Annotated in this window: 30 protein-coding genes; 23 read left to right on the forward strand and 7 right to left on the reverse strand. The window is 43.6% G+C overall.

The genetic code is table 11. From position 1 onward, the window contains the following. The first annotated feature begins 93 nt into the window (after positions 1 to 93). The 5 genes from atpD to spoIID all read left to right on the forward strand — a co-directional run bounded on the left by atpD (position 94) and on the right by spoIID (position 5,445). Entirely contained in the window at positions 94 to 1,503 is a 1,410-nt protein-coding gene (gene atpD, locus P6709_RS05520; RefSeq protein WP_278239902.1) for a F0F1 ATP synthase subunit beta, read from the forward strand. A gap of 22 nt (positions 1,504 to 1,525) precedes the next feature. Continuing rightward, on the forward strand, positions 1,526 to 1,930 hold the full coding sequence (locus P6709_RS05525) for a F0F1 ATP synthase subunit epsilon (protein ID WP_278239903.1): 405 nt from the start codon (positions 1,526 to 1,528) through the stop codon (positions 1,928 to 1,930). A 226-nt stretch (positions 1,931 to 2,156) separates the two neighbouring features. Further along, a complete protein-coding gene (locus tag P6709_RS05530) occupies positions 2,157 to 2,387 on the forward strand; it encodes a DUF1146 family protein (protein WP_442905305.1) in 231 nt (76 codons plus the stop codon). Between the two features lie 498 nt (positions 2,388 to 2,885). Next, positions 2,886 to 4,187, forward strand: coding sequence for a UDP-N-acetylglucosamine 1-carboxyvinyltransferase (murA, locus tag P6709_RS05535; RefSeq protein WP_278239904.1), 1,302 nt, complete (start codon positions 2,886 to 2,888; stop codon positions 4,185 to 4,187). Positions 4,188 to 4,422: 235 nt separating this feature from the next. Next, a complete protein-coding gene (spoIID, locus tag P6709_RS05540; RefSeq protein ID WP_278239905.1) occupies positions 4,423 to 5,445 on the forward strand; it encodes a stage II sporulation protein D in 1,023 nt (340 codons plus the stop codon). A 34-nt stretch (positions 5,446 to 5,479) separates the two neighbouring features. On the opposite strand, the gene P6709_RS05545 is transcribed toward spoIID, so the two are convergent. Then, the gene (locus tag P6709_RS05545; RefSeq protein ID WP_278239906.1) at positions 5,480 to 5,917 is read right to left on the reverse strand and encodes a VanZ family protein; all 438 of its coding nucleotides are present in this window, start codon (positions 5,915 to 5,917) and stop codon (positions 5,480 to 5,482) included. Between the two features lie 129 nt (positions 5,918 to 6,046). On the opposite strand from P6709_RS05545, the gene P6709_RS05550 reads away from it, so the two are divergent. The 8 genes from P6709_RS05550 to P6709_RS05585 all read left to right on the forward strand — a co-directional run bounded on the left by P6709_RS05550 (position 6,047) and on the right by P6709_RS05585 (position 11,616). Further along, positions 6,047 to 6,727 (forward strand): M23 family metallopeptidase, encoded by a 681-nt coding sequence (locus tag P6709_RS05550; protein ID WP_278239907.1) that lies wholly within the window; start codon positions 6,047 to 6,049, stop codon positions 6,725 to 6,727. A gap of 193 nt (positions 6,728 to 6,920) precedes the next feature. Then, a complete protein-coding gene (spoIIID, locus tag P6709_RS05555; RefSeq protein WP_278239908.1) occupies positions 6,921 to 7,166 on the forward strand; it encodes a sporulation transcriptional regulator SpoIIID in 246 nt (81 codons plus the stop codon). A 212-nt stretch (positions 7,167 to 7,378) separates the two neighbouring features. Further along, the gene (locus tag P6709_RS05560; RefSeq protein WP_278239909.1) at positions 7,379 to 8,380 is read left to right on the forward strand and encodes a rod shape-determining protein; all 1,002 of its coding nucleotides are present in this window, start codon (positions 7,379 to 7,381) and stop codon (positions 8,378 to 8,380) included. A 328-nt stretch (positions 8,381 to 8,708) separates the two neighbouring features. Next, complete coding sequence (locus tag P6709_RS05565) at positions 8,709 to 9,548, forward strand: flagellar hook-basal body protein (RefSeq protein ID WP_278239910.1); 840 nt, start codon at positions 8,709 to 8,711, stop codon at positions 9,546 to 9,548. Positions 9,549 to 9,571: 23 nt separating this feature from the next. Further along, positions 9,572 to 10,408, forward strand: a complete 837-nt coding sequence (locus P6709_RS05570; RefSeq protein ID WP_278239911.1) for a flagellar hook-basal body protein — start codon at positions 9,572 to 9,574, stop codon at positions 10,406 to 10,408. A gap of 13 nt (positions 10,409 to 10,421) precedes the next feature. Then, positions 10,422 to 10,706, forward strand: coding sequence for a DNA-directed RNA polymerase subunit beta (locus P6709_RS05575; protein WP_278239912.1), 285 nt, complete (start codon positions 10,422 to 10,424; stop codon positions 10,704 to 10,706). Between the two features lie 30 nt (positions 10,707 to 10,736). Then, the gene (gene fabZ, locus P6709_RS05580) at positions 10,737 to 11,159 is read left to right on the forward strand and encodes a 3-hydroxyacyl-ACP dehydratase FabZ (RefSeq protein WP_278239913.1); all 423 of its coding nucleotides are present in this window, start codon (positions 10,737 to 10,739) and stop codon (positions 11,157 to 11,159) included. Between the two features lie 145 nt (positions 11,160 to 11,304). Further along, on the forward strand, positions 11,305 to 11,616 hold the full coding sequence (locus P6709_RS05585; RefSeq protein WP_278239914.1) for a hypothetical protein: 312 nt from the start codon (positions 11,305 to 11,307) through the stop codon (positions 11,614 to 11,616). A gap of 80 nt (positions 11,617 to 11,696) precedes the next feature. On the opposite strand, the gene P6709_RS05590 is transcribed toward P6709_RS05585, so the two are convergent. Then, on the reverse strand, positions 11,697 to 12,125 hold the full coding sequence (locus P6709_RS05590; RefSeq protein WP_278239915.1) for a YwpF family protein: 429 nt from the start codon (positions 12,123 to 12,125) through the stop codon (positions 11,697 to 11,699). 238 nt (positions 12,126 to 12,363) lie between these two features. Here P6709_RS05590 and P6709_RS05595 point away from each other — a divergent pair, with 238 nt between their 5' ends. Then, positions 12,364 to 12,759, forward strand: coding sequence for a single-stranded DNA-binding protein (locus P6709_RS05595; protein ID WP_336618986.1), 396 nt, complete (start codon positions 12,364 to 12,366; stop codon positions 12,757 to 12,759). A 150-nt stretch (positions 12,760 to 12,909) separates the two neighbouring features. Here P6709_RS05595 and P6709_RS05600 read toward each other — a convergent pair whose 3' ends face one another. Then, positions 12,910 to 15,741, reverse strand: coding sequence for a DEAD/DEAH box helicase (locus tag P6709_RS05600; protein ID WP_278239916.1), 2,832 nt, complete (start codon positions 15,739 to 15,741; stop codon positions 12,910 to 12,912). Then, entirely contained in the window at positions 15,728 to 17,293 is a 1,566-nt protein-coding gene (locus P6709_RS05605; RefSeq protein WP_278239917.1) for an SWIM zinc finger family protein, read from the reverse strand. Before P6709_RS05605 ends, P6709_RS05600 begins: the two co-directional genes overlap by 14 nt. Before the next feature lie 290 nt (positions 17,294 to 17,583). On the opposite strand from P6709_RS05605, the gene P6709_RS05610 reads away from it, so the two are divergent. The 7 genes from P6709_RS05610 to nadD all read left to right on the forward strand — a co-directional run bounded on the left by P6709_RS05610 (position 17,584) and on the right by nadD (position 22,289). Then, positions 17,584 to 17,856: a hypothetical protein gene (locus P6709_RS05610; RefSeq protein ID WP_278239918.1), complete on the forward strand. Its 273-nt coding sequence runs from the start codon at positions 17,584 to 17,586 to the stop codon at positions 17,854 to 17,856. A 46-nt stretch (positions 17,857 to 17,902) separates the two neighbouring features. After that, on the forward strand, positions 17,903 to 18,460 hold the full coding sequence (locus tag P6709_RS05615; protein WP_278239919.1) for a GNAT family N-acetyltransferase: 558 nt from the start codon (positions 17,903 to 17,905) through the stop codon (positions 18,458 to 18,460). Then, positions 18,441 to 18,920 carry a GNAT family N-acetyltransferase gene (locus tag P6709_RS05620; RefSeq protein ID WP_278239920.1) on the forward strand — a complete coding sequence of 160 codons (480 nt, stop codon included), beginning with the start codon at positions 18,441 to 18,443 and terminating at the stop codon, positions 18,918 to 18,920. Before P6709_RS05615 ends, P6709_RS05620 begins: the two co-directional genes overlap by 20 nt. Positions 18,921 to 19,048: 128 nt before the next feature. Further along, the gene (locus P6709_RS05625; protein ID WP_278239921.1) at positions 19,049 to 19,840 is read left to right on the forward strand and encodes an NUDIX hydrolase; all 792 of its coding nucleotides are present in this window, start codon (positions 19,049 to 19,051) and stop codon (positions 19,838 to 19,840) included. Between the two features lie 59 nt (positions 19,841 to 19,899). Continuing rightward, positions 19,900 to 20,460: a cysteine hydrolase family protein gene (locus P6709_RS05630; RefSeq protein ID WP_278239922.1), complete on the forward strand. Its 561-nt coding sequence runs from the start codon at positions 19,900 to 19,902 to the stop codon at positions 20,458 to 20,460. 89 nt (positions 20,461 to 20,549) lie between these two features. Then, positions 20,550 to 21,668, forward strand: coding sequence for a nicotinate phosphoribosyltransferase (locus P6709_RS05635; protein ID WP_278239923.1), 1,119 nt, complete (start codon positions 20,550 to 20,552; stop codon positions 21,666 to 21,668). 3 nt (positions 21,669 to 21,671) lie between these two features. Next, positions 21,672 to 22,289 carry a nicotinate (nicotinamide) nucleotide adenylyltransferase gene (gene nadD, locus P6709_RS05640; protein WP_278239924.1) on the forward strand — a complete coding sequence of 206 codons (618 nt, stop codon included), beginning with the start codon at positions 21,672 to 21,674 and terminating at the stop codon, positions 22,287 to 22,289. 184 nt (positions 22,290 to 22,473) lie between these two features. Here nadD and P6709_RS05645 read toward each other — a convergent pair whose 3' ends face one another. The 3 genes from P6709_RS05645 to P6709_RS05655 all read right to left on the reverse strand — a co-directional run bounded on the left by P6709_RS05645 (position 22,474) and on the right by P6709_RS05655 (position 23,730). Continuing rightward, entirely contained in the window at positions 22,474 to 23,043 is a 570-nt protein-coding gene (locus tag P6709_RS05645; RefSeq protein ID WP_278239925.1) for a nucleotidyltransferase domain-containing protein, read from the reverse strand. Between the two features lie 160 nt (positions 23,044 to 23,203). Then, positions 23,204 to 23,605: a type II toxin-antitoxin system death-on-curing family toxin gene (locus P6709_RS05650; RefSeq protein ID WP_278239926.1), complete on the reverse strand. Its 402-nt coding sequence runs from the start codon at positions 23,603 to 23,605 to the stop codon at positions 23,204 to 23,206. Continuing rightward, the gene (locus tag P6709_RS05655) at positions 23,602 to 23,730 is read right to left on the reverse strand and encodes a hypothetical protein (protein ID WP_278239927.1); all 129 of its coding nucleotides are present in this window, start codon (positions 23,728 to 23,730) and stop codon (positions 23,602 to 23,604) included. The genes P6709_RS05650 and P6709_RS05655 overlap by 4 nt, the downstream gene beginning before the upstream one ends. A 378-nt stretch (positions 23,731 to 24,108) precedes the next feature. Here P6709_RS05655 and P6709_RS05660 point away from each other — a divergent pair, with 378 nt between their 5' ends. Beyond that, on the forward strand, positions 24,109 to 24,804 hold the full coding sequence (locus tag P6709_RS05660) for a response regulator transcription factor (RefSeq protein ID WP_278239928.1): 696 nt from the start codon (positions 24,109 to 24,111) through the stop codon (positions 24,802 to 24,804). Continuing rightward, complete coding sequence (locus tag P6709_RS05665) at positions 24,801 to 26,153, forward strand: sensor histidine kinase (RefSeq protein ID WP_278239929.1); 1,353 nt, start codon at positions 24,801 to 24,803, stop codon at positions 26,151 to 26,153. The genes P6709_RS05660 and P6709_RS05665 overlap by 4 nt, the downstream gene beginning before the upstream one ends. The last annotated feature ends 22 nt before the right edge of the window (positions 26,154 to 26,175 follow it).

Below are 26,175 nucleotides of genomic sequence, written 5' to 3' on the forward strand. Positions count from 1 at the left end.
GTTCACATGGACGTTATGACTTTCGGCCTGAGGTACAATCCCCGCCTCCGTTTAACCATACGTTATTGAAATAGCAAGCTAGGAGGGAAAAACATGAATAAAGGACGCGTTCAAAAGGTAATGGGTCCGGTTATCGATGTAAAGTTCGATAACGGCCAGCTGCCTGATATTTTTAACGCTTTAACGGTACCTGTCGGTGTCAAAGGCGATGTGACGCTTACGTTAGAAGTTGCGCTTCACCTTGGCGATGACGCAGTTCGTACGATTGCGATGTCCTCTACAGACGGAGTAACACGTGGAGCTGAGGTTACTGACCTTGGTTCACCTATCTCTGTACCGGTAGGAGATGTAACACTTGGACGTGTTTTCAACGTTCTTGGAGAAGCGATCGACTTAGCGGAGGAATTGGCGCCGACTACCCGTCGCGACCCGATTCACCGTTTAGCACCAACATTTGAACAGCTTTCAACTGATACAGAAATTCTTGAGACAGGAATCAAGGTTGTAGACCTTCTGGCTCCATATATCAAGGGTGGTAAGATCGGTCTCTTCGGAGGAGCCGGTGTTGGAAAAACCGTACTGATTCAGGAATTGATCAACAACATCGCTCAAGAGCACGGCGGGATCTCTGTTTTCGCCGGTGTTGGAGAGCGTACACGTGAAGGAAATGACCTTTTCCATGAGATGACGGATTCAGGCGTTATTAAAAAGACAGCCATGGTATTTGGCCAGATGAATGAGCCGCCTGGTGCACGTATGCGTGTTGCCCTTTCCGGACTGACAATGGCTGAGTATTTCCGTGATGAGCAAGGACAGGACGTTCTTCTTTTCATCGATAATATCTTCCGCTTCACTCAAGCAGGTTCTGAGGTATCCGCACTTCTTGGACGTATGCCTTCAGCCGTTGGTTACCAGCCGACACTTGCTACAGAAATGGGTCAGCTGCAAGAGCGCATCACATCTACAAACGTCGGTTCTGTTACGTCGATTCAAGCGATCTATGTACCAGCCGATGACTATACAGATCCGGCTCCTGCCACAACATTTGCCCACTTGGATGCTACGACAAACCTTGAGCGTAAGCTTTCAGAGATGGGTATTTATCCTGCGGTGGATCCACTTGCTTCGACTTCACGTGCATTGTCACCTGAAATCGTTGGAGAAGAGCATTACGCAATTGCGCGTGAAGTGCAGCAGACACTTCAGCGCTATAAAGAGCTTCAGGATATCATTGCAATCCTTGGAATGGATGAGCTTCAAGATGAAGACAAACAGATCGTGTCCCGTGCACGCCGGATTCAATTCTTCTTATCTCAAAACTTCCACGTAGCAGAACAATTTACAGGTCAAAAAGGTTCTTATGTACCGGTAGCTGAAACAATTTCTGGTTTTAGAGCCATTCTTGACGGTAAATATGATCACCTTCCTGAAGATGCATTCCGTTTGGTGGGACGCATTGAAGAGGTTATCGAAGCTGCGAAGAAAATGGGCGTAGAGGTATAATTAGGGACCAGGAGGGGAAAAAATGAAGACCGTTAAAGTCAGTATTGTCACTCCCGATGGCCCTGTGTACGAGTCTGATGTGGAAATGGTAAGCACAAAAGCTCAAAGCGGTGAACTTGGCATTTTACCAGGGCACATCCCAATGGTGGCTCCGCTTGAAATTGGTGCTGTCCGACTGAAACGAGAAGGACACATCGATTATGTAGCTGTAACAGGCGGCTTCCTTGAAGTTCGTCCTGAGCAGGTAACCATCCTTGCTCAAGCTGCAGAGCCGGCAGACCAGATTGACGTTGAACGCGCGAAGGAAGCGAAGCAGCGTGCTGAGAAAAACCTTCAAGCAAACCAGGATAACATTGACTTCAAACGGGCTGAATTAGCACTTCGTCGTGCGATGAACCGAATTGAAGTACACCAGCATGATCGGTAAAAAAAGTTAAAAGAGAGTTGGATCTTCCCAATAAGAAGAACCACTTCCAGTTGCAAGTCAAGCAGCATTCCAATACCGGCTCTTTATTCCGGATTCAGCCAATGGGCTTTTCGGATGGAGCCGGTATTTTATTTTGATCAGGGACATTTGCCCTCACCTTTTAAACAAGTCAAAAGAAGGAGAAGGCATCATGTATCGATGAAATTTGTGACAGGGGGAAATTCCAGTGGATGTTTTTGGACAGCAGGCATTAGTGAGCATGATTATTCATTTGACCTTTATTGCATTAGCTTTTTGGTCACTGCAGGCGCTTCAAATTGACAAGGCACTCAGGGTCAATAAAGTCATGCAGGCCAGGGTTTTGCTTATTTTGCTCAGTGTAGCAATCGGTTCTAGCGTAGCAGATTTTTTTCTTTCGTACTCTACCTGGGCACAACAGCTTCCTTATATGTGGTAAGAGGTAAATTGTGAACAATGAAAGCTCTTTCATTTTATTATTATAATATTTTTCGTAAAAAGTGTTGTTTTGCACTATTAAATTATGCTTTAATGGTTTATTTTTATCTATGGGTGGAATACTCAACCATTGGGTCATTACAAAATTCATCAGATATTGAAGCTCTCTATATATAAGAGATTTCATGAATTGCATTGATGTGGAGAGCTTTTAGCCGGGGCGGATAAAACAACCCGGGGAAAATTCGACAGTCATTTTCGACGTATTCAGGCAAGACGTGACTTTTTTCTCTTGTGTTAAAGAGTTTCAAAGTGATATGATTTGTGATGTTTTAGTTTTATAAACTACAAGATAACTTGTATATGAAATGTATTGATTGCTTGCAACCTTGCCAATAGAAAATGACAGGCTACAAGGAAAAGACGACCAATTTTCACTTTAGCCGCTAATGTTGAATATGAATAGTAGTATAGAATTAAGACGCGGAGGGGAAATCAATTGGATAAAATTATCGTACGCGGCGGAAATGCGCTGCAAGGAACAGTTAAAGTAGAAGGAGCGAAAAATGCAGTCCTTCCTATTCTCGCAGCAGCTTTACTTGCAAGCGAAGGAAAAAGCACACTTTTAGATGTACCGGCTTTGTCGGATGTAAATACGATCAATGAGGTTTTGCGTTACTTAAATGCGGACGTGGAGTACTCTGCAGATGAAAACAAAATTATTGTGGATGCTCAGGAGCAGCTTGAAGTAGAGGCGCCTTTCGAATATGTTCGTAAAATGCGTGCATCCGTTCAGGTAATGGGCCCACTATTAGCACGTAACGGCCACGCTCGTGTAGCGCTTCCTGGAGGCTGTGCAATTGGCTCTCGTCCTATCGATCTTCATCTAAAAGGCTTTGAAGCGATGGGCGCTCAGGTTACAGTTGGAAATGGATTTATTGAAGCAAAGGTAGACGGACGTCTGCAGGGAGCTAAAATATATCTTGATTTTCCAAGTGTAGGCGCAACTGAAAACATTATGGCAGCTGCAACGCTGGCTGAAGGCACAACGACAATTGAAAATTGTGCGAAAGAACCGGAAATTGTTGATATGGCCAACTACATGAACAAAATGGGTGCGAAAATTAAAGGCGCAGGTACAGATACGATCCGCATTGAAGGGGTAAGCCACCTGACGGGAGCTGTACACAATATCATTCCTGACCGTATTGAAGCAGGGACATTTATGATTGCTGCGGCTATTACAAACGGCAATGTTCTGATCGAAAACGCGGTACCTGAACATCTTGCATCAGTTACAGCTAAACTCAAAGAGATGGGTGTATCGGTTGAAGAAGAGGATGAAGGCCTTCGTGTAATTGGACAGCCCAATTTAAGATCAGTAGATATTAAAACGATGCCGCATCCAGGATTCCCAACGGATATGCAGTCCCAAATGATGGCTCTTATGCTTCGCGCTCAGGGTACAGGGATGATTACAGAAACCGTATTTGAAAATCGCTTTATGCACGTGGAAGAATTCCGACGCATGAATGCAAATGTTAAAATCGAAGGACGTTCTGTCATTATGAAAGGACCTAGCGATCTTCAGGGAGCTGAAGTAGCTGCAACGGATTTACGTGCAGGTGCTGCGCTCATTCTGGCTGGTCTTGTTTCTGACGGTTATACACAGGTAACAGAATTAAAGCATTTAGACCGTGGATATGTTAATTTCCATGAAAAACTTGTCTCGCTTGGTGCAGATGTAGAACGCATCAATGAAGAAGTGCAAGTAAAAGAAGAAGAAGCAGTTCGGGCATAAGAACTTATTTTATTCTTTCATAACATGCTCAATTATACTTGTAATCTTATTAGCAGTATATACACGGATCATCGTGTGTATACTGCTTTTTAGTTTAAAAGCCTATTATTTTTTCCGCTTGCAGTCTAATAATAGTCAATAATTATTCCTTTCTATTTGACTGCTTGTCTCGTGTTCTATAATTTTCCCGTACGCATAGATTTTCATGAGTAAGAAATGTCAAGGAGGGAGTTATTTGAAGAAACAGAAGCCGCTATGGATCATACCAATTTCGTACATGATCATCCTGCTACTTATCCCAGCTGTAATCCTTCTCCCATTTTCGTCGAAGGAACAAAAAACAAGTGAACAAACGGAGGATGCGAAAGTGAAGGTAGATGAAAATGCTCCAGTTTCCTCTGAGCTGACCGTTTCTGTTTTCAGAGATCAGTCAGGAACAGTAGAAGAGTTCGAGCTTGAAACGTATGTAGCAGGAGTGGTGGCAAGCGAAATGCCAGCTTCCTTTGAAGAAGAGGCGTTGAAAGCACAAGCGCTCGCTGCAAGAACCTATGTAACACGCCTGATCGCAGCTGGCGGTGCAGAAGGGTTGCCGGAAAAAGCAGACATCACTGATACAACCGCTCATCAAGTATTTAAAAATGATAAAGAACTTAAAAGTCTCTGGTCGGATGAGTTTGAATGGAAAAAAGAAAAGATTGCTGAAGCAGTCTCAGCGACAAAAGGAGAAGTACTGACCTATGACGGCAAGCCGATTACAGCGTCCTTCTTCTCTACCAGCAATGGCTGGACTGAAAATGCTAAAGACTACTGGACAGAAGACATTCCTTATTTGCAATCAGTTGAAAGCAGCTGGGATGAATCGGTGGCACCTGAATTTTTACATGAAGTCACCATTCCAGTAAGTGAATTTGAAGAGAAACTTGGGATTACGCTAAGCAAGGGAGAAATCGGGACGGTAATGGAACGGACGCCAGGACATCGTGTGAAAACGGTGGACATTGCAGGGCAGACCTTTACCGGCAGAGATATTCGTGAAAAGCTCGGTCTAAGATCGACTGATTTTCATTGGACGCAGCAAGGGGACTCTATTATTATTCAAACAAAAGGCTATGGCCACGGGGTAGGAATGAGCCAGTATGGGGCCAACGGCATGGCGAAGGAAGGAAAAACGTACGGAGAGATCGTGACTCACTATTTTAAAGGAGTGGAAATTGCGTCTGTTGAAACGGTCCTTCCCTCCTTGCTTGCACAGAGGTAATAAAAAAAGATCAAGCGCCTAATGCTTGATCTTTTTAATTTGCTTTAAACCACATTTCAAACCTTTGAAGCCTTTTTGCCACCCATCCATTCTTCTGTACAAAATAAGCGCGCTGTATCACTACATATACGATGATAACCCCAATCAAGTCTTTAATCGCGTCTATCACCGTCGCTGAGCGCGATGGAACGAATGCCTGATGGATTTCATCCAGGAGGCCGTAAAAAGCGGCAAAAACGGCTGCAGCAGTGTGTGTGGCAGTGGTCAGTTTTCCATGGGCGAGCAAAGCGGCAATAAAGAGAAAATGGAGAATCCCGAATTCCACTAAGTGCAGAGATTCTTTTATAAATAAATCAAGCGATTCATTCTGTAAGGCAAGAACCGTATCCGAAGGCCGGTCCGATAGGAACCAGATCAAACTCATATATAGAAAAGGCAGAGCAGTAAAAAAAATCTTCACCCATTTTTTCATGCAGCTTATCCTCTCAACGAAAGTTATTCTAGTGGATTGTATCACGGGGATGCACTTTTTTAAGAAAAATTTTGTGACAATGTATAGAATTTCCTTTAACCGTTCAAAATGGTTGCTGAGGTGATGAAAATGAGTCAGGGAGACAAAAACAATTCTACCCTAAAATCAAACTTGAAAGGTTTTATGAAAAAGCGCTGGTCGCTGCCTGTCTTATATCTGGCATGTGCAGCAGTTGTAGTGTCCACCGTTTTTGTGCTGCAAAGTCCTGGTGATAAAGAAGTAGCAACAGTCACAGAGGAATTTTCAACAAACCAGAACCGTACTGACTGGGTTCAGGAATCAGACGGTGAAGTAACAGAAGTTAATCAGCCAACGGAAAAAATGGCAATGCCGGTCGTAGATCCATCTGCAATCACAATTCATCGTTCTTTTTATGATCAGGATGCATCTGCCGAGGAACAGCAGGAATCACTTGTTGTTGTGAATCAAAGCTACTCAACCAACCTGGGAATTGATATTGTTCAGGATGGAAAAGAATTTGATGTAACGGCTGCTTCAAGCGGAGAAGTTACATTGGTACAGGAAGATCCATTTGTCGGCAATTTGGTGGAAATCGAGCATGCTGATGGTCTTGTAACAAAGTACAGTGCAATTAAAGACATCTCTGTACAAGTTGGAGATCAGGTAAAACAGGCTCAGCCAATTGCTAAAGCCGGTGTTAGTGAATTAAACACAGAAGCTGGCACACATCTTCACTTTGAAGTATACAAAGATGGTGTAGCAGTAAATCCGGTTTCATTTGCAGAATAAATCACAGCAGGACCGTGTAATCCTAAAGGATTATGCGGTCTTTTTGCTCATCCGAAAAGTGATCCGGATTTTATTTGAAAACGATTTAAATTACCTGAAAAAATCAAGCATACCTGTGCCACCACCCTGCATATAATGGGACAAATGGAGGGGGTCACTCCCCTGGATTGATCCCCTGTGGGAGGCCGGAGCAGTGCACGACTACATCAGGGAGAGAACGCTCTTGGTTGGAAAGCATATAGTGGAGACGAGACAAACCGTACGCGTCACTGCCAAAACCTTTGGTGTATCTAAAAGCACCGTGCACAAGGATCTGACCGAGCGACTGCCTGAGCTAAATCCGGCATTAGCCAACGAAGTAAAAATTATTCTCGACTATCATAAATCGATAAGGCATCTTAGGGGCGGGCAAGCTACAAAACAAAAGTACAAGGGATAAGAGGTTATGAATCAAACATTTGTTTGGTTCATGACCTCTTGTCTTTGTTGTGGTAATATATACTTATTGGACTATGCTTACATGCAATAATGCGGTGAGCCTTATCTGGTCACGCATTCCATACATAAAAAAGCTGATCGGAATCCAAAAGCGCTTAGGAAAATAGATCGATACAAGTGTACGGGTAAAGTAGAAGGGAGAAAAGACAAGAAATGTTTGCTAAAGATATTGGGATTGACCTCGGAACAGCCAACCTGCTGATTCATGTTAAAGGAAAAGGAATTGTATTAAATGAACCGTCTGTTGTAGCTATTGATAAAAATACCAATCGCGTGCTTGCTGTAGGTGAAGAGGCTCGCAATATGGTAGGGAGAACCCCTGGAAACATCGTTGCCATCCGTCCGCTGAAAGATGGGGTTATTGCAGATTTTGATGTGACAGAAGCGATGCTTAAGCATTTTATCAACAAGCTGAACGTAAAAGGATTTTTATCTAAGCCGCGCATTTTAATCTGCTGCCCTACAAATATCACGAGTGTTGAACAAAAAGCGATCCGTGAAGCAGCAGAAAAAAGCGGCGGCAAAAAAGTGTTTCTTGAAGAAGAACCAAAAGTTGCTGCAATTGGCGCCGGAATGGACATTTTTCAGCCCAGCGGCAATATGGTCGTAGATATCGGCGGCGGAACAACAGATGTAGCTGTCCTTTCAATGGGGGACATTGTCACCTCTTCATCGATCAAAATGGCAGGCGATCAATTTGACGCAGACATCTTAAACTATGTAAAAAAAGAGTACAAGCTTCTTATTGGTGAGCGTACTGCAGAAAATATTAAGGTAAATATCGCTACAGTTTTTCCGGATTCGCGTCATGAAGAACTCGAGATTCGCGGACGGGATATGGTCAGCGGACTGCCGCGCACCATTACGATTACATCCAGCGAAGTTGAAGGCGCACTTCGTGAATCCATCTCCGTTATTGTGCAGGCTGCGAAAAACGTGCTGGAAAAAACACCTCCTGAGCTGTCAGCGGATATTATTGACCGCGGTGTCATTCTGACAGGAGGCGGAGCGCTTCTTCACGGAATCGATCAGCTTCTTGCAGAAGAATTGAAAGTTCCTGTATTTGTTGCAGAAAATCCAATGGATTGTGTGGCGATCGGTACAGGCGTAATGCTTGAAAATATCGACAAAATCCCTCACCGCCGCATTGGCTGATAAACGATAGCGAAAAGGCTGGTTTTTGTTTGTCCATCTAATGTCGGATAAACAAAAACCATCCCGAATAGCCATCCACATTTCGACAGAACCAAGGTATAATAGGATAGGCTCGTAAGCTTTTCCCGAGCACGTCCATCTAAACAAATCTGTAAAATGACCGATACATAAAGAGCCGCCGTTTTTAACAAAGAGGCTTTGCTGCAGTGCCCGACTAGCGATTTCAGTGGAGCGATTCGTGAGAATAAAGGCACGAATTAGTGAAAAAATATCCATCAGCCCGAATAGGCAGGTCCTAAAATACGTGAGCTATCCAAGAGGTGAAGAAATGTTTAGAGGATTTTACACAGTTGCGACCGGAATGATCGCACAACAAAGAAAAACAGAAATGCTGACCAATAATATGTCCAATGTGAATACACCCGGCTTCAAGGCGGACCAATCCTCCATGAGAGCTTTTCCCGACATGCTGCTATCAAGCCTTGGCGAATCAAAGATACCATCCCAAAATGGAGGAACTCTGTCAAACAGCCCAGTCGTCGGCGCTTTGAACACGGGTGTATATATGCAGGAGACCATGCCGCATTTTACACAGGGAGATGTTAGAGAGACCGGTTTATCAACCGACATGGCCCTTGTTCAAGGGAATATGCCGATCAATGAAGACACTGGAAGAGCAGGAGCCATCTTTTTTGCCCTTGAAAATGAAGATGGAGCGGACCGTTTTACCAGAAACGGAAATTTTACGCTTGATGGACAAGGGTTTTTAACGTCCTCTGAGGGGTATTATGTACTTGATGAAGCGGGAAACCGCATTGAATTGCAGAACGACCGGTTCACTATTCAGGAAAATGGTGCGGTGACACAAGACGGACAGAACGTGGCAAGAATCGGTGTCTCATATTCGGAAGACCCGATGAACCTGATTAAAGAAGGAAACGGTCTCTTAAGGGCACCTGATGGCGCAGTGCTTGAAAATGCCTATAATAGTGAAGAAATCTCCTTTTCAGTTTCGCAGGGTTCTCTCGAAAGGTCCAATGTGGACAGCGCCCGCACGATGACGGATATGATGACGTCCTACCGGGCATTTGAAGCCAACCAAAAGGTCCTGCAGGCATATGACCGCAGCATGGAAAAAGCGGTAAATGAAGTCGGACGGGTGAACTAAATGCATTTGAAGGAGGATGTTTTATGATCCGCACAATGGTAACAGCCACAAATACAATGGGACAGCTGCAAAAGCAGCTCGACATGATTTCAAATAATATTGCCAATTCCTCTACAACCGGCTACAAGCAGACTACCGCGTCTTTTAATTCTTTGCTGACACAGCAGGTGCAAAATCAGCGCGGCGACACAGCAGAACGTTTGACACCACCTGGAGTACGTATGGGGAATGGAGCAAGAATCGCTCAATCACAGCTTCTCGGACAGCAGGGCAGTCTTCAGCGAAGCGACCGCCCTCTGGACTTTGCGTTCAATACGGAAAACCAGTATTTTAAGGTACTCGTTCAGGATGCAGAGGGCAACACAGAGCAGAACTTTACCCGTAAAGGCGATTTTTTCTTTTCCCCCATTAACAACGACGAAGTGATGCTTGTGGACGGACAGGGAAATGCCATCCTTAATCAAAACGATCAAATCATCACATTGGATGGACCTGTAAATGACATTCAGCTTAGAGACAACGGTGTACTCGCTGTGAATGCAAACGGCACTGAACAGCTGGTCGAGCTTGGAATTGTTGATCTCCAGCGACCGCAGCTGATGGACCGCGTCTCAAGTGTTTATCTGGGTATGCCGGACAATCTTGATGAACTTGGCGTGGAGCCGGGGGAAATCATGGTCCAGCTTGAAGGAGCATTACGCGGCGGGATTGGACTTGAACAGGGAGCGCTGGAGCAATCCAATGTGGACCTTTCTCAATCCTTTACCGACCTGATAGAGGTACAAAGAAATTACCAGTTTCATTCAAGAGCGATTTCGATTTCAGATCAGATGTCAGGTCTTGTGAACGGAATGCGTTAAAGGAGATTTTAAAATGAAAAAGACCCCCAGGCTAACCAAAGAAGAAAAAGTGAAAGCAAAGCAGGAGAAAGCGGCAGCGAAAAAAGAAAATAGCAGCGGCACTACGCCAAGATGGGTACAGGTCCGTCTATTGCCGATTTTTGTCCGTGTAATCATTGTAGTGGTCCTTGCTGCAGGATGCTTGCTGCTTGGTCTTATGGTCGGCTACGGAGTGATTGGTGACGGAAACCCCCAGGATGCGCTTAAGAAAGAAACCTGGACGCACATTATGGATATCGTCACAAAAGATACTGAATAATACAATCTGCTTTAATCAGGAGGAAACGGCATGCTGAATACACAACAAATCAAAGAAATTATTCCACATCGCTATCCATTTTTACTGATCGATAAAATCATTGAAATTGATGAAGGCAAGCGGGCTGTAGGCATTAAGAATGTAACGGCGAACGAAGAATTTTTCAATGGTCATTTTCCGGATTACCCGGTTATGCCAGGCGTACTGATTGTAGAAGCACTTGCTCAGACAGGCGCGGTTGCGATGCTCAAGCAGGAAGAATATAAGGGGAAACTGGCTTTTTTTGCCGGTATTGATAACTGCCGGTTCAAACGTCAGGTAAAACCGGGGGATCAGCTGCGTCTTGAAGTGGAAATTGTCCGCTTTAAAGGGCCGATTGGCAAAGGGAAAGCAACGGCAACAGTTGACGGCGAAGTAGCCTGCGAAACAGAAATCACATTCGCAATAAAATAATTTAAACGGACGAAAGCGTCAGGAAAGACGGGTGCTTTCGTCTTTATTATGTCCTGTTAAACATACATAATCCCTCTTTCTCTGGAGAAACTACGTGAAGACCGGACACCTGGTCATCAATCCAATTGAAAGGAGAGGGACACACATGAATAAGTTTCTTAAAATCACTGCAGGTTCTTTGCTTGCAGCAGCATTGATGGTTGGCTGTAACATGGACGACAATGCACGTGACGACAATGCCAACGAATCCATGATGGATGATGCGGTAAACGAAACCAACAACGTACTTGACCGTGAAACAGAAGACATGGATATGATGGAAGACAAAGACCAGAATTCGTTAAACGAGAACATTGAAGAAAATGATAATGGCATCGTGGATGACGAAGATGGAAACAGAGAAGACGCAATTGAAGAAAAGAAAGACCGTGAAGATCGCGACAACCGCGACGAGTAATGGATCACGATCAAAAGGCCGGCATCTGCCGGCCTTTTTTCTATGAGGATATACATATGCTCGGAAATGGATTATCTGGTTCAGCTCTTTTTCAGTCTTGGTCGTTCCTTCATCTGTGTACGAAACTCATGCAGCAGTTCGTTCCCGGTTAAATCAGACTTCGAGACCAGATGATCAAGCAGATTCTCGGCGTATTCGTTTCGCTGATTACGAAGGTTTCCTGTGAAAAGCACACTGATTTTATCTCCAATATGACGCACATTATGGACGTGGGCGTAAAAAGACGCAGGATCATTTTTTTCGCTTGAAATAACAGCTAGAACCTCTAAGTCTTCTCGATTTTGCTGGGCATTCTTAAAATAATCGAGCTCGGTGTCTTCTAAAAAAGCTTCGAGGATCCACGTTTGTTTATCATCTTCCTTGTTGATAATTAAGCCGTCAAAAAGGTGAAAGGAACGAACCGAGTCTTCCTCGGCAATCTTCAGATTTACAAGCTTAAACGTCTTCATCCTAAAGCCTCCTTCTAACTTTTATATGCTTTATTATAGCATATTGGCTGCGGCTGAAAAAAAGCTAAAACGCATTCTTTTCCATTTTCCTCATAGCGTTAAGGTAAAAAGACCTAAAATAGTCAGAAAAAAAGGATTTTTTTACTCCGATCTTCAGGGAGAATTCTCTCAAATCCCTATTTTACAACGTAGAAACCGTGAAGTATGATGATCTCAGCCTTAAGAAAGGAGGAAAAAAATGATAAATCATGTAACGCTTGTCGGACGATTAACGAAGGATCCGGACCTGAGAGCCACACAGAACGGAAAATATGTTTTATCCGTCCAGATTGCCGTAAACCGTCCATTTAAAAATAATCAGGGCGAACAGGAAGCAGACTTTGTACGCTGTACAATCTGGAACCGAACAGCTGAGTCCACGGCAAAATATTGTTCAAAAGGCTCGCTTGTCGGCGTTACAGGCAGAATTCAAACCAGTTCGTTTGAAAAAGAAGGATCGAGACAATATGTCACGGAGGTCATTGCTGAATCCGTCCGATTTCTAGAGTCGAGACGCTCCTCATTTTCACCGGCTGAATCTCCAGCTCATTATCCTGCATCCAGTCAAACACTTCATGTAGAAACCTTTCAATAATCCCTGAACGATCCCCGCAACAGACCCTATACACATACTATACCCCGCCACACATCCGCACGCCCCTATTACTGGCAGCTCCTCCCCAGAGTGCCATCCATTCCTCTGCAATAAAAAAGCCCCAGATGCTGTTCACTGGGGCTCCTCTCGTTATGGGGACAATACCAGCAAATCCTCAAGCTCCTGATTTGAAAGCTCGGTGATCCACTGATCGCCTTTTATAATTTCCTCATTCAAGGATTGTTTTTTCTCAAGCATCAGATCAATTTTTTCTTCTACGGTTCCAGAAGAAATAAATTTATGAACATGAACAAAACGCGTCTGCCCGATTCGGTATGCCCGGTCCGTAGCTTGATTTTCCACTGCTGGATTCCACCAGCGGTCGTAGTGAATCACATGATTTGCAGCTGTCAGCGTTAAGCCGGTCCCTCCAGCCTTTAATGACAGAATAAAGATTGGGAAGGTTCCGTTTTGGAACTGCTCAACCATTTCATCCCGGCGATTTTTAGGCGTTGAGCCATTTAAGAAAGGAACATTAACGCCATATTTTTTCTCAAGTACGTCTTTGATCATATTGCCCATTGAAATGTACTGAGTGAAAATAATAGTGCCTTCTTCTGCTTCCATAATCTGCTCAACAAGATCCATCAGCTTAAGCATTTTTTCAGAACGCTCTGTTACATATTCAGGATCCGCTTCGCGTAGAAATAGCGCAGGATGATCGCACAGCTGCTTCAGCCGGTTCAGCATTTGCAGCACCATGCCCTTGCGTTCAATGCCGCTTAAAGTAGGAAGCTTTTCAAGTGTATCTTTTACAAGCTGCTCATAAAGGGAGGCTTGTTCAGTGGTCAGCGGGCAGAATTCTTTCTGCTCAATTTTCGCAGGAAGATTTAAGCCGACTGCCGGATCATTCTTTGTCCTGCGCAGCAGAAACGGGCGGATTCTACTTTGAAGCTTCTTAGTAAGCAGCTCAGAGCTGTCCCGTTCAATCGGCACGATATAGTGGTGACGGAAAGAAGCGAGCGAGCCAAGGTAGCCATGATTAATAAAATCAAAGATCGCCCAAAGCTCCGAAAGCCGGTTTTCCATTGGAGTACCCGTAAGCGCGATGTGATGCAGCCCCTGAAGCTGACGAATCGCTCTTGATTGCTTCGTATGCGGATTCTTTATATTCTGTGCTTCATCGAGCGCGACAGAGGACCAGCGGATAGAGGTAAGCTCCTCCTGATCAGCATGACACAGCCCGTAGGAGGTCAGCACAACGTCGGCCTTATCGATCGCAGAGGTAAAGCTATCCCCTTTAGCCCGGCTTGGTCCATAATGCAAATGAAGCGATAAAGAAGGAGCAAACCGTTCTATTTCTCTTTGCCAGTTTCCAAGGACAGAAGTCGGACAGACAATTAAAAACGGTGTCTCCAATTTTTCGGTCTTTTTCACGTGCAGCATGTATGAAATAAGCTGAATGGTCTTCCCAAGCCCCATGTCATCCGCCAGACACGCGCCAAAGTGATTGGTGCGAAGAAAATGCATCCAGCTGTATCCTTGCTGCTGATAAGGGCGAAGCGTTCCCAATAATTCTTCAGGAGCAGGAATGAGCGGGATTTTTCCAACGTCATTTAATGTATCAAGCATCGCCTTCATCGAGCGGTTAAGCTGATACTGAATGCGGAGATCATCCTCTTCTGATTCTATTTCATGTCCTGCTGCCTGATCGAGTTCCTGCTCAAGCAGGTCACGCATCCGTATGCCGCGTTTTTTGGCATCGGCCATGGCTTGCTGAATACGCATAATCAACGCGGGATCCAGTGCGATCCAATTGCCGTTTATCTGGATAAACCGTCTTTTTTCATTCACGAGATCATTAAATTCATCATCAGTCATATCGCTGCCGTTAATGGAAACCTTCCAGTCATATTCCACAAGCGAATCGAGCCCGACAAAAGAAGGGCGGTAGCTGTGGTCGCCTTTAACCGCGGCTTTAAGCGCTACGTTAGACTGCTGAATAGATTTCCACCATGATGGCAGAAGAATCTCCACATCGAGCGCCAAAAGCTTTTGGCTGCCTTCTGTTAGGAACAGCCACGCACGTTCTTCCGACATTTCAGTTTGCCAGACACCTTCATCTTTTAAATAAGGGATCAGGCGCACCCAGCGTGACAATTCTTTCTCGATCTGAGCTTTTTCTCCCTTCCACCGGTCCGGAAGCGAACGCTCAAGCGGGAGTGCCAGGTTTAAATCATAGGTCCAGTCAGCCCGCCGCTGATCACGAAGGAATGGCTGCATGGTCCACAGACCGTCCTCTGACATAGGCTCTTCAAATCGTATGCCGAAACGGTAAGGGGAAACGAGATCCTTTTCCTGCACCCAATTGGCCCATTTTTCTTCATCAAAATAAATAGACAGATCTTCAGGCGTCAGGGCATGGTTTTCATTGAATATACGTTTGGCAAGTCCCTGGCTTCTGTGGTGATGCTCAAAAAAATACGTAATCGCCTGCTGATACCAGTCGTTCACCTGTTCCTTTGCTTCTTCTTGTATGGGAGTGGAATCTTCACCACTCATATCCGTCCACTCTTCCCAAAAATCATCGCCAAGAACCATTGAAAACGATTCTTCCGTTTCAGCATCACGGGGCTGCCATTCATTTAACCATTTGCCCTCTGTAATCCACTCAAAAAGAAGAGGTGCAGCATCATAGAAAAACTGTGCTGAGGGAGAAAAATCCCAATTTATACGCCCATGAAAGCTTGGCTGTGCTAAAAGAGTAAGAACCGCCCAGCTGTCGAGCACCACACTGTGATCGGAAGCATCCTCGTGCGTTTTCACCATTGTCCCGTGATAGCTTTCTTTATGCCATAAAAGAAGATGACGCTGCCAGGCATCAGGCTCCAGCAGCTCACCGTCTCGATTAATAACCTGAAGGGAAAAATGACCATTTGAAAGCTTTTGAACGTCGATCATTTTGTATTCACTCATCCACATGAATCAACTTCCCCCTTCTGCATTCTTCATGAAAAGCCCGAAGCCGCCTGTGTTGAAGCAGGATGGCATCAAAATAATGCTCCCATTTTTGCGTTTGATTGCTTTGTGTATAAATTTTCTTAAGCTTCTTTAAATAGCTCACCGCTTTTCGGTACGTCTCCCGCTGCCGTCCAGCAATCAGCTGTTCAACCCACTGATGAAGCAGCGGTACAGCAAAATCCGGACGCTTGGTAATGAGCTGCTTAAATCCTGCAAGCTCCAGTTCTTCCGGCGTAAACCCAATCCAGTCCACCAGCTCCACCCATTCCTTGTAACGGGCTGCATCAAGCAGCAGTGAACCTAGGTGACGCGCACTGTAAGGAAGCAGGGATTCATACACTGCAATGGTGGAATCCGCCGTATGCAAACGCAGCTTACCTGTTTCAAGCTTACGGATGAGCCAATGTGCAAATGATCTTTTCTCAGATTCGGTCTCGAATTTTTCAACATGAGCGGGAATTTTCTTCGGCAGCTCCTGTAAAATCGTCACCGCTGCATCCATCCGGTCATCCCACATCATCCATTCCATCCAGCGCACAGCATGAGGCAGGACAGAAGGAGAGGACAAGCGGAATTGCTCCTTCCATACCTCATTTTTCATTAGCAGCAGGGCAAGGCCCGTGCGTGCAAAATACAATTCATCTTTTTCTTCTGAAATCTCAGAAATGCGGTCGAGCTCTTTTTCTCTCCACGCTTTGGAAGTGAAGAGCTGAAACCACAGCAATGAATAGACCGAGTAGGAAACAGGAGAAGAGATCGCTTCAAGGAGTTCATGAGATCCTGTACGCAAATCCTCCAAAAACGGATCAAAGGCAAAAGGACGGGCATAAACCGCCAGATCTGACAGCGCATCTTCCATTTCCTCCAGAATCATCCCCAGTATTTCCATCACACTTTCATTTGATAAGACGGAAGGATCATGTGAATGAATTTCCCGTGAAACATAAATAAACAGCCAAAAGGAAGAATGCAGCTCATACAACGGCTTCCATTCTTTTTCCATTGGCGTTTTCTTTTGAATCGTCAGCTGTGCATTTTTAATGTAATGATCAAACAAAAACGGCTGCTCAAGAAGCTGTGAATAGTTCATGGTGGAGATTGCTTCCTTCACAATCTGCTTCCACGCCTGAGGAGACTTTTCAATCTTGATCATGGCAGGCTTTTGATTTCTCCATTTTGTAATCCATTGACTGACACTTGAGGTCTGCTGATAAAATTTAAAAAACACTGCCATGCGGTGCCGGCACCAATTTTCCTCCGGACAGCTGCAGGAGCTCGATTTCTCGGGATCAAGCGAAATGCGGACATTCACCTGATACACATCCCGTACTTTAGCACGCAGCATATTCATCGACGGATCATACCCGCCGTCATACACGGTGCCTTGTCTATATAAGAAAAGCCCTTTCTGAATCAGGCGTTCATCTTGCTGGTTCGACGGCATAAATTGCTGGAAAAGCTTTTGCTCCAGCTTTTCAATACCGCTTGTAAATGATTGAGATTGAAAACTCATCGCATACCTACCACCTTTAGTAATCAAAAAAAACGTACCTTTTATTATACTCTATTTCCAGTAAAAAACGAACCGGCAGATGCAAGATAAGTAAAAGAGGCAAAAAAGTAATGATGAATTTTCCATTCTATATGAATATGGCTGTGGAAGAATGTGATGACTTGAAAATCCTCCAGACCTGCTTAGGTACAATGTGTAAAGTCAGATTTTAACTTGAAAATTTGCTTTTAGTCTTCCCTAAATAAGGTATTATTTAACTATGAATGGATGCTTAGAAGAGAGGGTATCGAATGATTCTTGAAATATTTATAAATATTTGCATGTCCATGGTAATGTTTTTTCGCGGAAATCCAAGCGATGAAAAAGTGTCCAGAAACATTGAATTGTTAAAAAGGACAGATTGGTTTAATCCGATTTATTCAATGAATAAAGATTTATTTACGAAGGATGAGCATTTAAGATACATCGTGGGATGGGCAAAGGTTGAAAAATCCTTAGAAAACGAGAAAAAAGCTCAACAATTAAAGGAAGAGATCGTGGAAGCCTGCAAGAGCGCTTTATAAAATGAGATTGCCAAAGCTTACAAGAGGAATGAGGGGGAGTGCCGTAATGATTGAATTAAGATTTTTTAACCGTTCCGATTTTCAGCAGCTAATTAGCTGGATTGAAAGTCCCGCCTTTTTAATGCAGTGGAGCGGCCCGGGATTTCGTTTTCCATTAAATGAGCAGCAGCTGGATGATTATGTGAAAGAGGCAAATGAGTACGATTCCAAAGCATGGATTTATACGGTTGTGGACGAGGAAACGGGAAATGCCATTGGACATATTTCATTAGGGAGAATTGACCGTGAAAATAAATCGGCCCGTGTTGGGAAAGTGTTGCTTGGAGATAAGAGTGTCAGAGGAAGAGGAATCGGTCAGCAAATGATAACTGAAATTCTCAAAATTGCATTTGATAAACTCGATTTGCATAGAGTGAGCCTTGGCGTTTTTGATTTTAATACGTCTGCTATTACCTGCTACGAAAAAGCCGGATTTAAAAAAGAGGGATTGCTGAGAGATGTAAGAAAAATGGGAGATGAATATTGGAGCTTGTGGGAAATGAGCATATTGGAAAATGAGTGGAGAGAGATGAAGATGGAGTGGGATGCACGTGATCAGCTTTGAAGAAAACACCATACATAAATGGAAGATTGAAATGGACATTATGAATTCTAATCCCTCCTATAATTTGATGTCTAGAAATAAAGCCACAGTCCATTTTCAGGACGTACAGGATGAATATGAAGAATCGAAGCGCTTGAATACTGTCCGCCTATTGGTTAAACAGAATGAAACATACATAGGGCTCGTCGATTATTGTCTCGAAAATCCCTCTGACCATCTGCCCTGGATCAGTTTGTTTGTAATTCATTCGCATAATCAGGGAGCTGGCATTTCGGCTAAAGTGTACCGCCAGCTTGAACAACTGATTAAGCAGGAGGGTAAAGACCGCCTCCGTCTGGCCGTTCATAAAGATAATAAGATGGGGGTCAGGTTTTGGACAAAGCTTGGTTTCACTAAGTTCAAGGAAGTGACGCTGGCAGGTAAATTGCATGACTGTCTGGAAAAGGAATTATTTAGATAACTAATTTATTGACGGAATTACAAAAATAAGGTAAGCTATAGGAAGTTACTAATTAACAATACGTTAATTAGTTCAGGGTATACTTTAATTTACCTTTTAAAAGAATATAGGAAGGATAGGTGAAGGCGTTGACCAATCGATCGGAAGAAGAATTTCTGCAAATTTATGATTCCGGAAAGTATGTGACACCGGACGGGTATACCTCTGACATAGCTGTTTTTACGATTGTTTCTGAAAAAAACACGCAATCCAAAATACCCAACAACGTACTGAAGCTCATGCTTATAAAACGGCACAAAAAAGATCATGAAGGCAACCCAAACATAGAAGGCGGGAAGTGGGCATTGCCTGGAGGATTTGTGCAGCCTGATGAAACAGCCTTTGAAGCAGCAGTAAGGGAATTAGAGGAAGAAACAAGTGTCAAAGACATTCATTTAGAGCATTATCAGGTATACGATCAACCAGGAAGGGACCCAAGAGGCTGGATTATCTCCAATGCTCATTACGCAATTGTAAAGGAACAGTATCTGGACAATAAAAAAGCAAATGACGATGCCCAGGAGGTTGAATTATTCAGTATGGAAGAACTTGATTCCCTGAATCTGGCATTTGACCATGAGAAAATTATTAAAGATGCTTTTGACATTATTAAAAGAGAAATGATTCAAACTACATTAGCTAAAGAATTTCTGCCAAAGGAATTTATCGCTTCTGAACTGCAAAATGTCTTACTGACTGTTACAGACAAATCGTCGATCAGAGGTAAATCAGCCTGGTCCAGAAAAATTAAAAACCTAAGCTTTATTGAACCAGTACTAACTGAAAAGGGATTGCCAAAAACGACTCAGCGCTATTCAGACCGGCCATCTGCATTGTTCAAATTCGTGGACAAAGAAGTGCCGCTTCCATCACTCTACTAATTTTTTTGCCATAAGTAATTAACAATAAGTTAATTAGTAAAACAGGGAGGAGAAAGATAATGATGACGAAAACAGGTAAATCAAGAGAAGCTCTATTAATTGTGGATATGAGTAATGATTTTGTGGCAGACAAGGGCACACTGACCGCCGGCAAACCCGCACAGGAAATTGTTCCTTACATTAAAGATTTAGCATCTGCGTTTCTGAAAGAGGGAAATGTAGTAGTGGTTGCGATGGATGCCCACTCTCCTGATGACCCCCATTTTGACCTTTGGACACCGCATAATATTGTCGGTACGGAAGGCCAACAGCTATATGGTGAGCTGACTGACTGGTATCAAGCGAATGCGGAAAATGAAAACGTGCTTTATGTTCCGAAAACAAATTATAATGCATTTTTCAAAACAGATCTGGCTGAGAGACTAAAACAGTTAGATGTGGAAAAGGTTCACGTTACCGGCGTTTGCACGGATATCTGTGATTTTCTAACAGTAGCAGGGGCAGATGCAGAAGGGTTTAAAACAGCCATTCACAAAAGAGGGGCAGCAACGTTTACGAATCTTGGTGAAACGATGATCCAGCATATGAAACTGTGCTTTCACACGGAAATTATTGAGTAAGCTGCGGAGCTTAGCAACGGATGAATCTGGTGTTCCACTAGGAAGTTAAAGCCAGTCCTATAAAGATTACTGATAGGAGGAGAAGGAAGATGGAAAAAGAGATAGAATTAAAGGTACAAGGGAAAATAGACAGACTTACCAATGAAACTTTTAAATTTGATGAACGGGTAGGAGAAGGTTGGTATTCAGCTGTTTATTTCCTGAAAACCAGAGAAATTGCGAAGAAGTACAAGTCAGATAAAGTGGTCACCATGCAGTTTTTCCAAAAAGAAGAAGCCGTTGTATGCGGAATGGACGAAGTCATTTCGCTGATTCATACCTTCGCAGAGGACCCGGAGGCGCTTGAAATTAACGCTCTGCAGGATGGAGAAAGCATCAGCCCCTTTGAAACCATTCTGACCATCAAAGGTCATTACCACCAATTTGGTTACTTAGAAGGGGTCATAGATGGTATATTGGCAAGAAGAACCAGCGTTGCGACAAATGTGTACCGTGTGGTAAAAGCTGCAGGAGATAAAAAAGTCATTTTCATGGGAGACCGGGATGACCATTTCAGCAACCAGGCAGGAGACGGATATGCAGCCTTTATAGGCGGAATGAGTGCTCAGGCAACACATGCCATGAACGAATGGTGGGGCGAAAAAGGTCTTGGTACGATGCCTCATGCAATGATCCAATTGTTTAATGGCGACATTGTAGAAGCCTCAAGAGCCTATTTGGAGACATTCCCTGAGGACGATTTAATTGCTCTGGTGGATTATAACAATGATGTCATTACGGATTCTCTGAAAGTCGGGAAAGCATTCGGACAAAAACTTAAAGGAGTTCGAATAGATACGTCGAAAACGATGATGGATCAGTACTTTATCCGAAACCAGGATATGCTGGGTTCCTTTGACGCAAGCGGAGTGAATGTTCCTTTAGTGAAAGCATTGCGGGAAGCATTGGACGGTGAAGGACTTCACCATGTTCAAATTGTCGTAAGCGGCGGGTTTACGGCTGATAAAATTAAACGGTTTGAAAAAGAAGAGGCTCCTGTAGATGTATATGGCGTTGGAGGCAGTTTACTGAAGGTGAACATTGGATTTACCGGGGATGATGTATTATTAGACGGCAAACACGAAGCGAAAGCGGGAAGGAAATTCAACAGCAACCCAAGGTTGAAGGAAGTTCCGATGCAAGTCCAAACCAGTGAAGAGGGGAAATGAACAATGAAAATTGGCGTTTTTGGTTCAGCGTTTGATCCGATTACATTAGGCCATATGGTGTCCATGGAAATGATAGCGGACAGAAGAGGGTTTGATAAGATGTTATTAATTCCTTCGTCAGATACAAGGATTGATAAGGGGAGACAGCTCACAGCAAACCACCATCGCATGAAAATGGTTGAATTAGCCATTGAGGATAATTCTACATTTGTGACAGATGATACAGAAATGAAAGCGGCCGCCTGGCATTCATATACCTACTTCACGATGAAAGCGTTGAAGGAAAAATACCCTGAGGACGATTTATATTTTGTTATGGGGGCCGATAATTTACCTGGGTTGCCAAACTGGGAGTACGGTAAAGAATTGATCGAAAATAATCGATTTGTGGTTATGGGAAGAGAAGGATTTGATATGTCTGACATTATTGCCAGGGACGCTCTTCTTACAAAAAACGAGGATCGATTTGATTGCCTGAGCAAAGGGGTCACAGTGGAAACAAGCTCTTCTTTTATACGCTCGCGAATTCTGAATGGCCTGAGTGTCCGCTATCTGGTTCCGGACCAATCATTGGAGTATGCATTAGAGAATAACTTGTATTCAGAACAAGTGGATGAGTAGGAGAAGTGAAAAGCATTGGGATAGTCCCTCCAAAAATAAATTCAATGATTCATCAAATGCAGTGGGAAGCGGGTGAGGTGCTGAACGAACATTTCTGCGGGCAGCACAGTCATCTTAAGCCCGATCTCACTGCCTTTTTAGTTTCCTTCAAAGTTATCTTCTCCATAATCATTAATTCAAATTACTAAAATAAATATCTTAACCATTCATGCTCAGGATGTTGAGATTGGATGGCATGACCCAGCCATCTTTTCTGTTCTTCGTCCAGCTTATCTTTCACAAGCATGAAATCCTGATGGTCTTTGTCACGAGTTTGTTTTGCTTTGAATAACAGGACAATCTCAGGACTTAAATAAGGAAGCGCTGTATGGGTTCGACTCCAAGCGGCTGTTAAGGGAGTTGTGATCGTCCTCTCTCTTCTAAACAGCCACTCATTTTCTGAGGATTCATTAAGCAGTACCTCAACTGTATCTCCAGTTGTTCTGTTAAGAGCGTGCAATTCATGCACAGGAAGAGATAAAAATTCACCATTCCAGGGCTCGAGCTTCCCACTGATTATTTTCTTAAACTCCCACTCCACCAGAAAATTCTTTAAGCATCTTTGTTCGTTTCGAAAAATAGCAATCTCAATATCCCCATGCTCCCTGGTTTCACTTCCCAAATAAAGATCAATCGCCCAGCCGCCTGCAAAAAACCAGGTTTTTGGATAATTAGTCATTATAGCCTTAATCCGCTGGCATGGAGCAAACTTCATCTGAATTTCCCTCCTGGTAAAAAAGTTACAATCTGAGCCTTTTCAGGGCAAGGCCTTGGAATACTTAGCACAGTCCCTGCGGAAAGCGTCCTACTTAAGCAAGTGAACCGAGCAAAGAGTCTGAGACAGTTTTATTCCTTGCTCTGCTATGCAAGAATATTCAGCTTTTATTGGATTTTCTATAGGATCGATCTTTAATAAACTGAACAACTTCATCAAAAGATCGCTTTTTTGTAACAAAATCAACTGTTAAATCAGCAGCTTCTTCCTCATTCATTACACAAACATGTCCGTTGATAAACAAAAAATAGGTCATACAACCAAAAGCAGTTCGTTTATTTGCATTTTGAAAAACATGGTTTTTAGCGAGCGATTCAAACAAAGCAGTTGCTTTTTCGAAAATATCAGAATACAGAGAATCTCCGTACATAGTTTGGAAAGGTCGTTCAATTGAACTATCCAAGAGATTTGGTTCTCTGACCCCAACCATTTCTCCAGGACTGTAATCTCTGATCATCATTTCATTAATCTCTTGTGCCACTTCAGCTGATAACTTTTTCATCGATCAACTAACGCCTTAAACGTACCATCGTAAAGACGTTTTATGACATTCCAAGATTCTTCATCAATCTCCGTGACGACCTCAATTATTTCTTCTGAATTTTGTTCAAGGTCTTTTTTATCCATAGTTGTCACCTCTTTTGAATGGTTTAGCAGAAAAGTACTCTCATCAATTTATATTTATAGTGTAACGTAAATAAGTAAAAAAAGGTAAAGTGACTTTGGTTTCAACTAAAATCATCTTTTATCTAGTTTATAGTATTAGTTCTGTTTCAAGAATTATAAACCACCGGTACGAAAACTTTTTACATATTCAAGCTTTTTCTCATCAAATCCTCATTTTCACCTTGTACAATGGAAATAGTATAAGTAACTCTTTAAAGTCGAATGAAGGGGAATGAACAATTTCCTGGGAAATGTTCGTCTGATTTTGTTGAACGGATAGATGAAATGAAGTTTAGGTGATGTTCAAGGTAAAAGAACCTGGATAAATGAGGGATGACGATGAGCAAGCAAACCATTCTGGTTGTGGAAGATGAAGAGAAAATTGCACGGGTGTTAGAGCTCGAGCTTGAGTATGAAGGCTATATCGTGGTGAAAGCGAAAGACGGGCTGGAGGGTCTTCAGAAATTCAGGGAAGAAAAATGGGATTTAATCTTGCTGGATATTATGCTGCCGGGAATGAATGGAGTCGATCTGCTGAAGAGAATCCGGCATAGCGGCGATCAGACGCCTGTAATCATGCTGACAGCAAAGGATGAAATTGAAGACAAGGTAACGGGTCTTGATCTTGGAGCAAACGACTATGTCACAAAGCCCTTTCAATTTGAAGAATTGATGGCGAGAATCCGTGCAGCATTGCGATTTTCCAAAGCGCCGGTTGAAGAAAAAAAAGAAGATGGAATGCAGCTGGCGGATTTAAAAGTGAATGAATCGACTCATGAAGTTTTCCGCGGAGAAGTGTCGCTGGAGCTGACAGCGAAGGAATTTGCGCTTCTCGCTTACTTTATGAAGAATCAGCGGCAGGTCCTGAGCCGGGAGCAGCTGTTAGATCATGTATGGGGCTATGACTACTACGGTGATACGAATATTGTGGATGTGTATGTACGCTATGTGCGTAATAAAATCGATAAAGGCTATGACCCGCAGCTGCTTCATACCGTTCGAGGCGTAGGTTATGTGCTGAAGGATCCAAGATGAAGCTGACCAATAAAATTCATGTCTTTACGACCGTATTATTTATTGTTCTTCTTGTCTTAATTAATGCCGCCATTTATTTTTCGTTCAGCCGCATTATGTATGACAGCGAGCTGGAACAAACAAAAGCACAGGCAGAGCAGGTGCAGGCGGGAATCAGTGCTGTTCAAAGCGCTGCAGCCCCGCAGGATCTACTTCGCGCGTATGTTCCGCCAGGGGGCATGATCACCATTGTGCAGGCAGATGACCGTGGAGATGCGAGGGTGACAGGCGGGAATGGGCAGCGCCTGGCAGAGGAGGAGACAGAATTTTATCCCGATGAGCGGGATGAGATTCGCTCCATAGAGGGGATTCCGCACGCTTTTATTTCCCTTCCCATCGTCTGGACAGAGGGTGAAGTAGCAGCGCTTCAGTTGACAGAATCACTCCAGGCTACAGCAGAAAACCTGAATGTACTGAGAATCGTTCTGTTGGTCGTCTCCATTGCGGCGATCATCCCCTTGTTTATATCTGCACGAATTTTAAGCAAGCTCATTACAAAACCGATTCTTTCCTTGATTCAGACGATGAACGACATCCGTGGCAGTGGACGCTTTCAGCAAATTGAACGCACGTCCAGGTCAAAGGACGAATTAGACCAGATGACCCAAACTTTTAACCAGATGATTGGGCAGCTTGAAACAAATTACGAAAAACAGGAGCAGTTTGTTTCCAATGCATCTCACGAGTTAAAAACACCCCTGACGATCATTGAATCCTACGCGAGTTTATTAAAGCGCCGGGGCAAAAACGATGAAGCGCTGTTTGATGAATCGGTGGAAGCCATTCATTCAGAAGCCCTGAGAATGCGGGATTTAACCCAGCAGCTTTTGCTTTTAGCTAAGCAGGATGAACAAGGGAACGTCATCTTATCATCCCAGGTGCTGTCTCCCATTTTAGAAGCTGCTTCGTCCTCCTTTGAGCGGGCTTATCAGCGGCAGGTGACGCTTCACGTTAAAGAAGAAATGGTGGTCAAAACAGATGCTCAGAAACTTAAGCAGCTCATGTATATTTTATTGGACAATGCACGAAAGTACAGTGAAGAAAAAATCGTGATTCACGCTTTTCAAAAAGATGACCGTGTGAAAATCCAAATAAAAGATACCGGCATCGGGATTTCAAGTGAGCATTTGAACAAGGTGTTTGACCGGTTTTACCAGGTCGACCAAGCCAGAACAAGTTCATCAGGAGGATACGGCCTGGGCCTTTCCTTAGCAAAAGAATTAGCCCGTGTGCTTGAAGCGGAAATTACATTAACCAGTGAGCAGGGAAAAGGAACAACCGCCACTATCCTGCTGCCTATAGCCAATTAAAATGAAGAAGAACAAGGAGGGG

Source organism: Jeotgalibacillus sp. ET6 (assembly GCF_029667115.1).
GTDB lineage: Bacteria > Bacillota > Bacilli > Bacillales > Jeotgalibacillaceae > Jeotgalibacillus.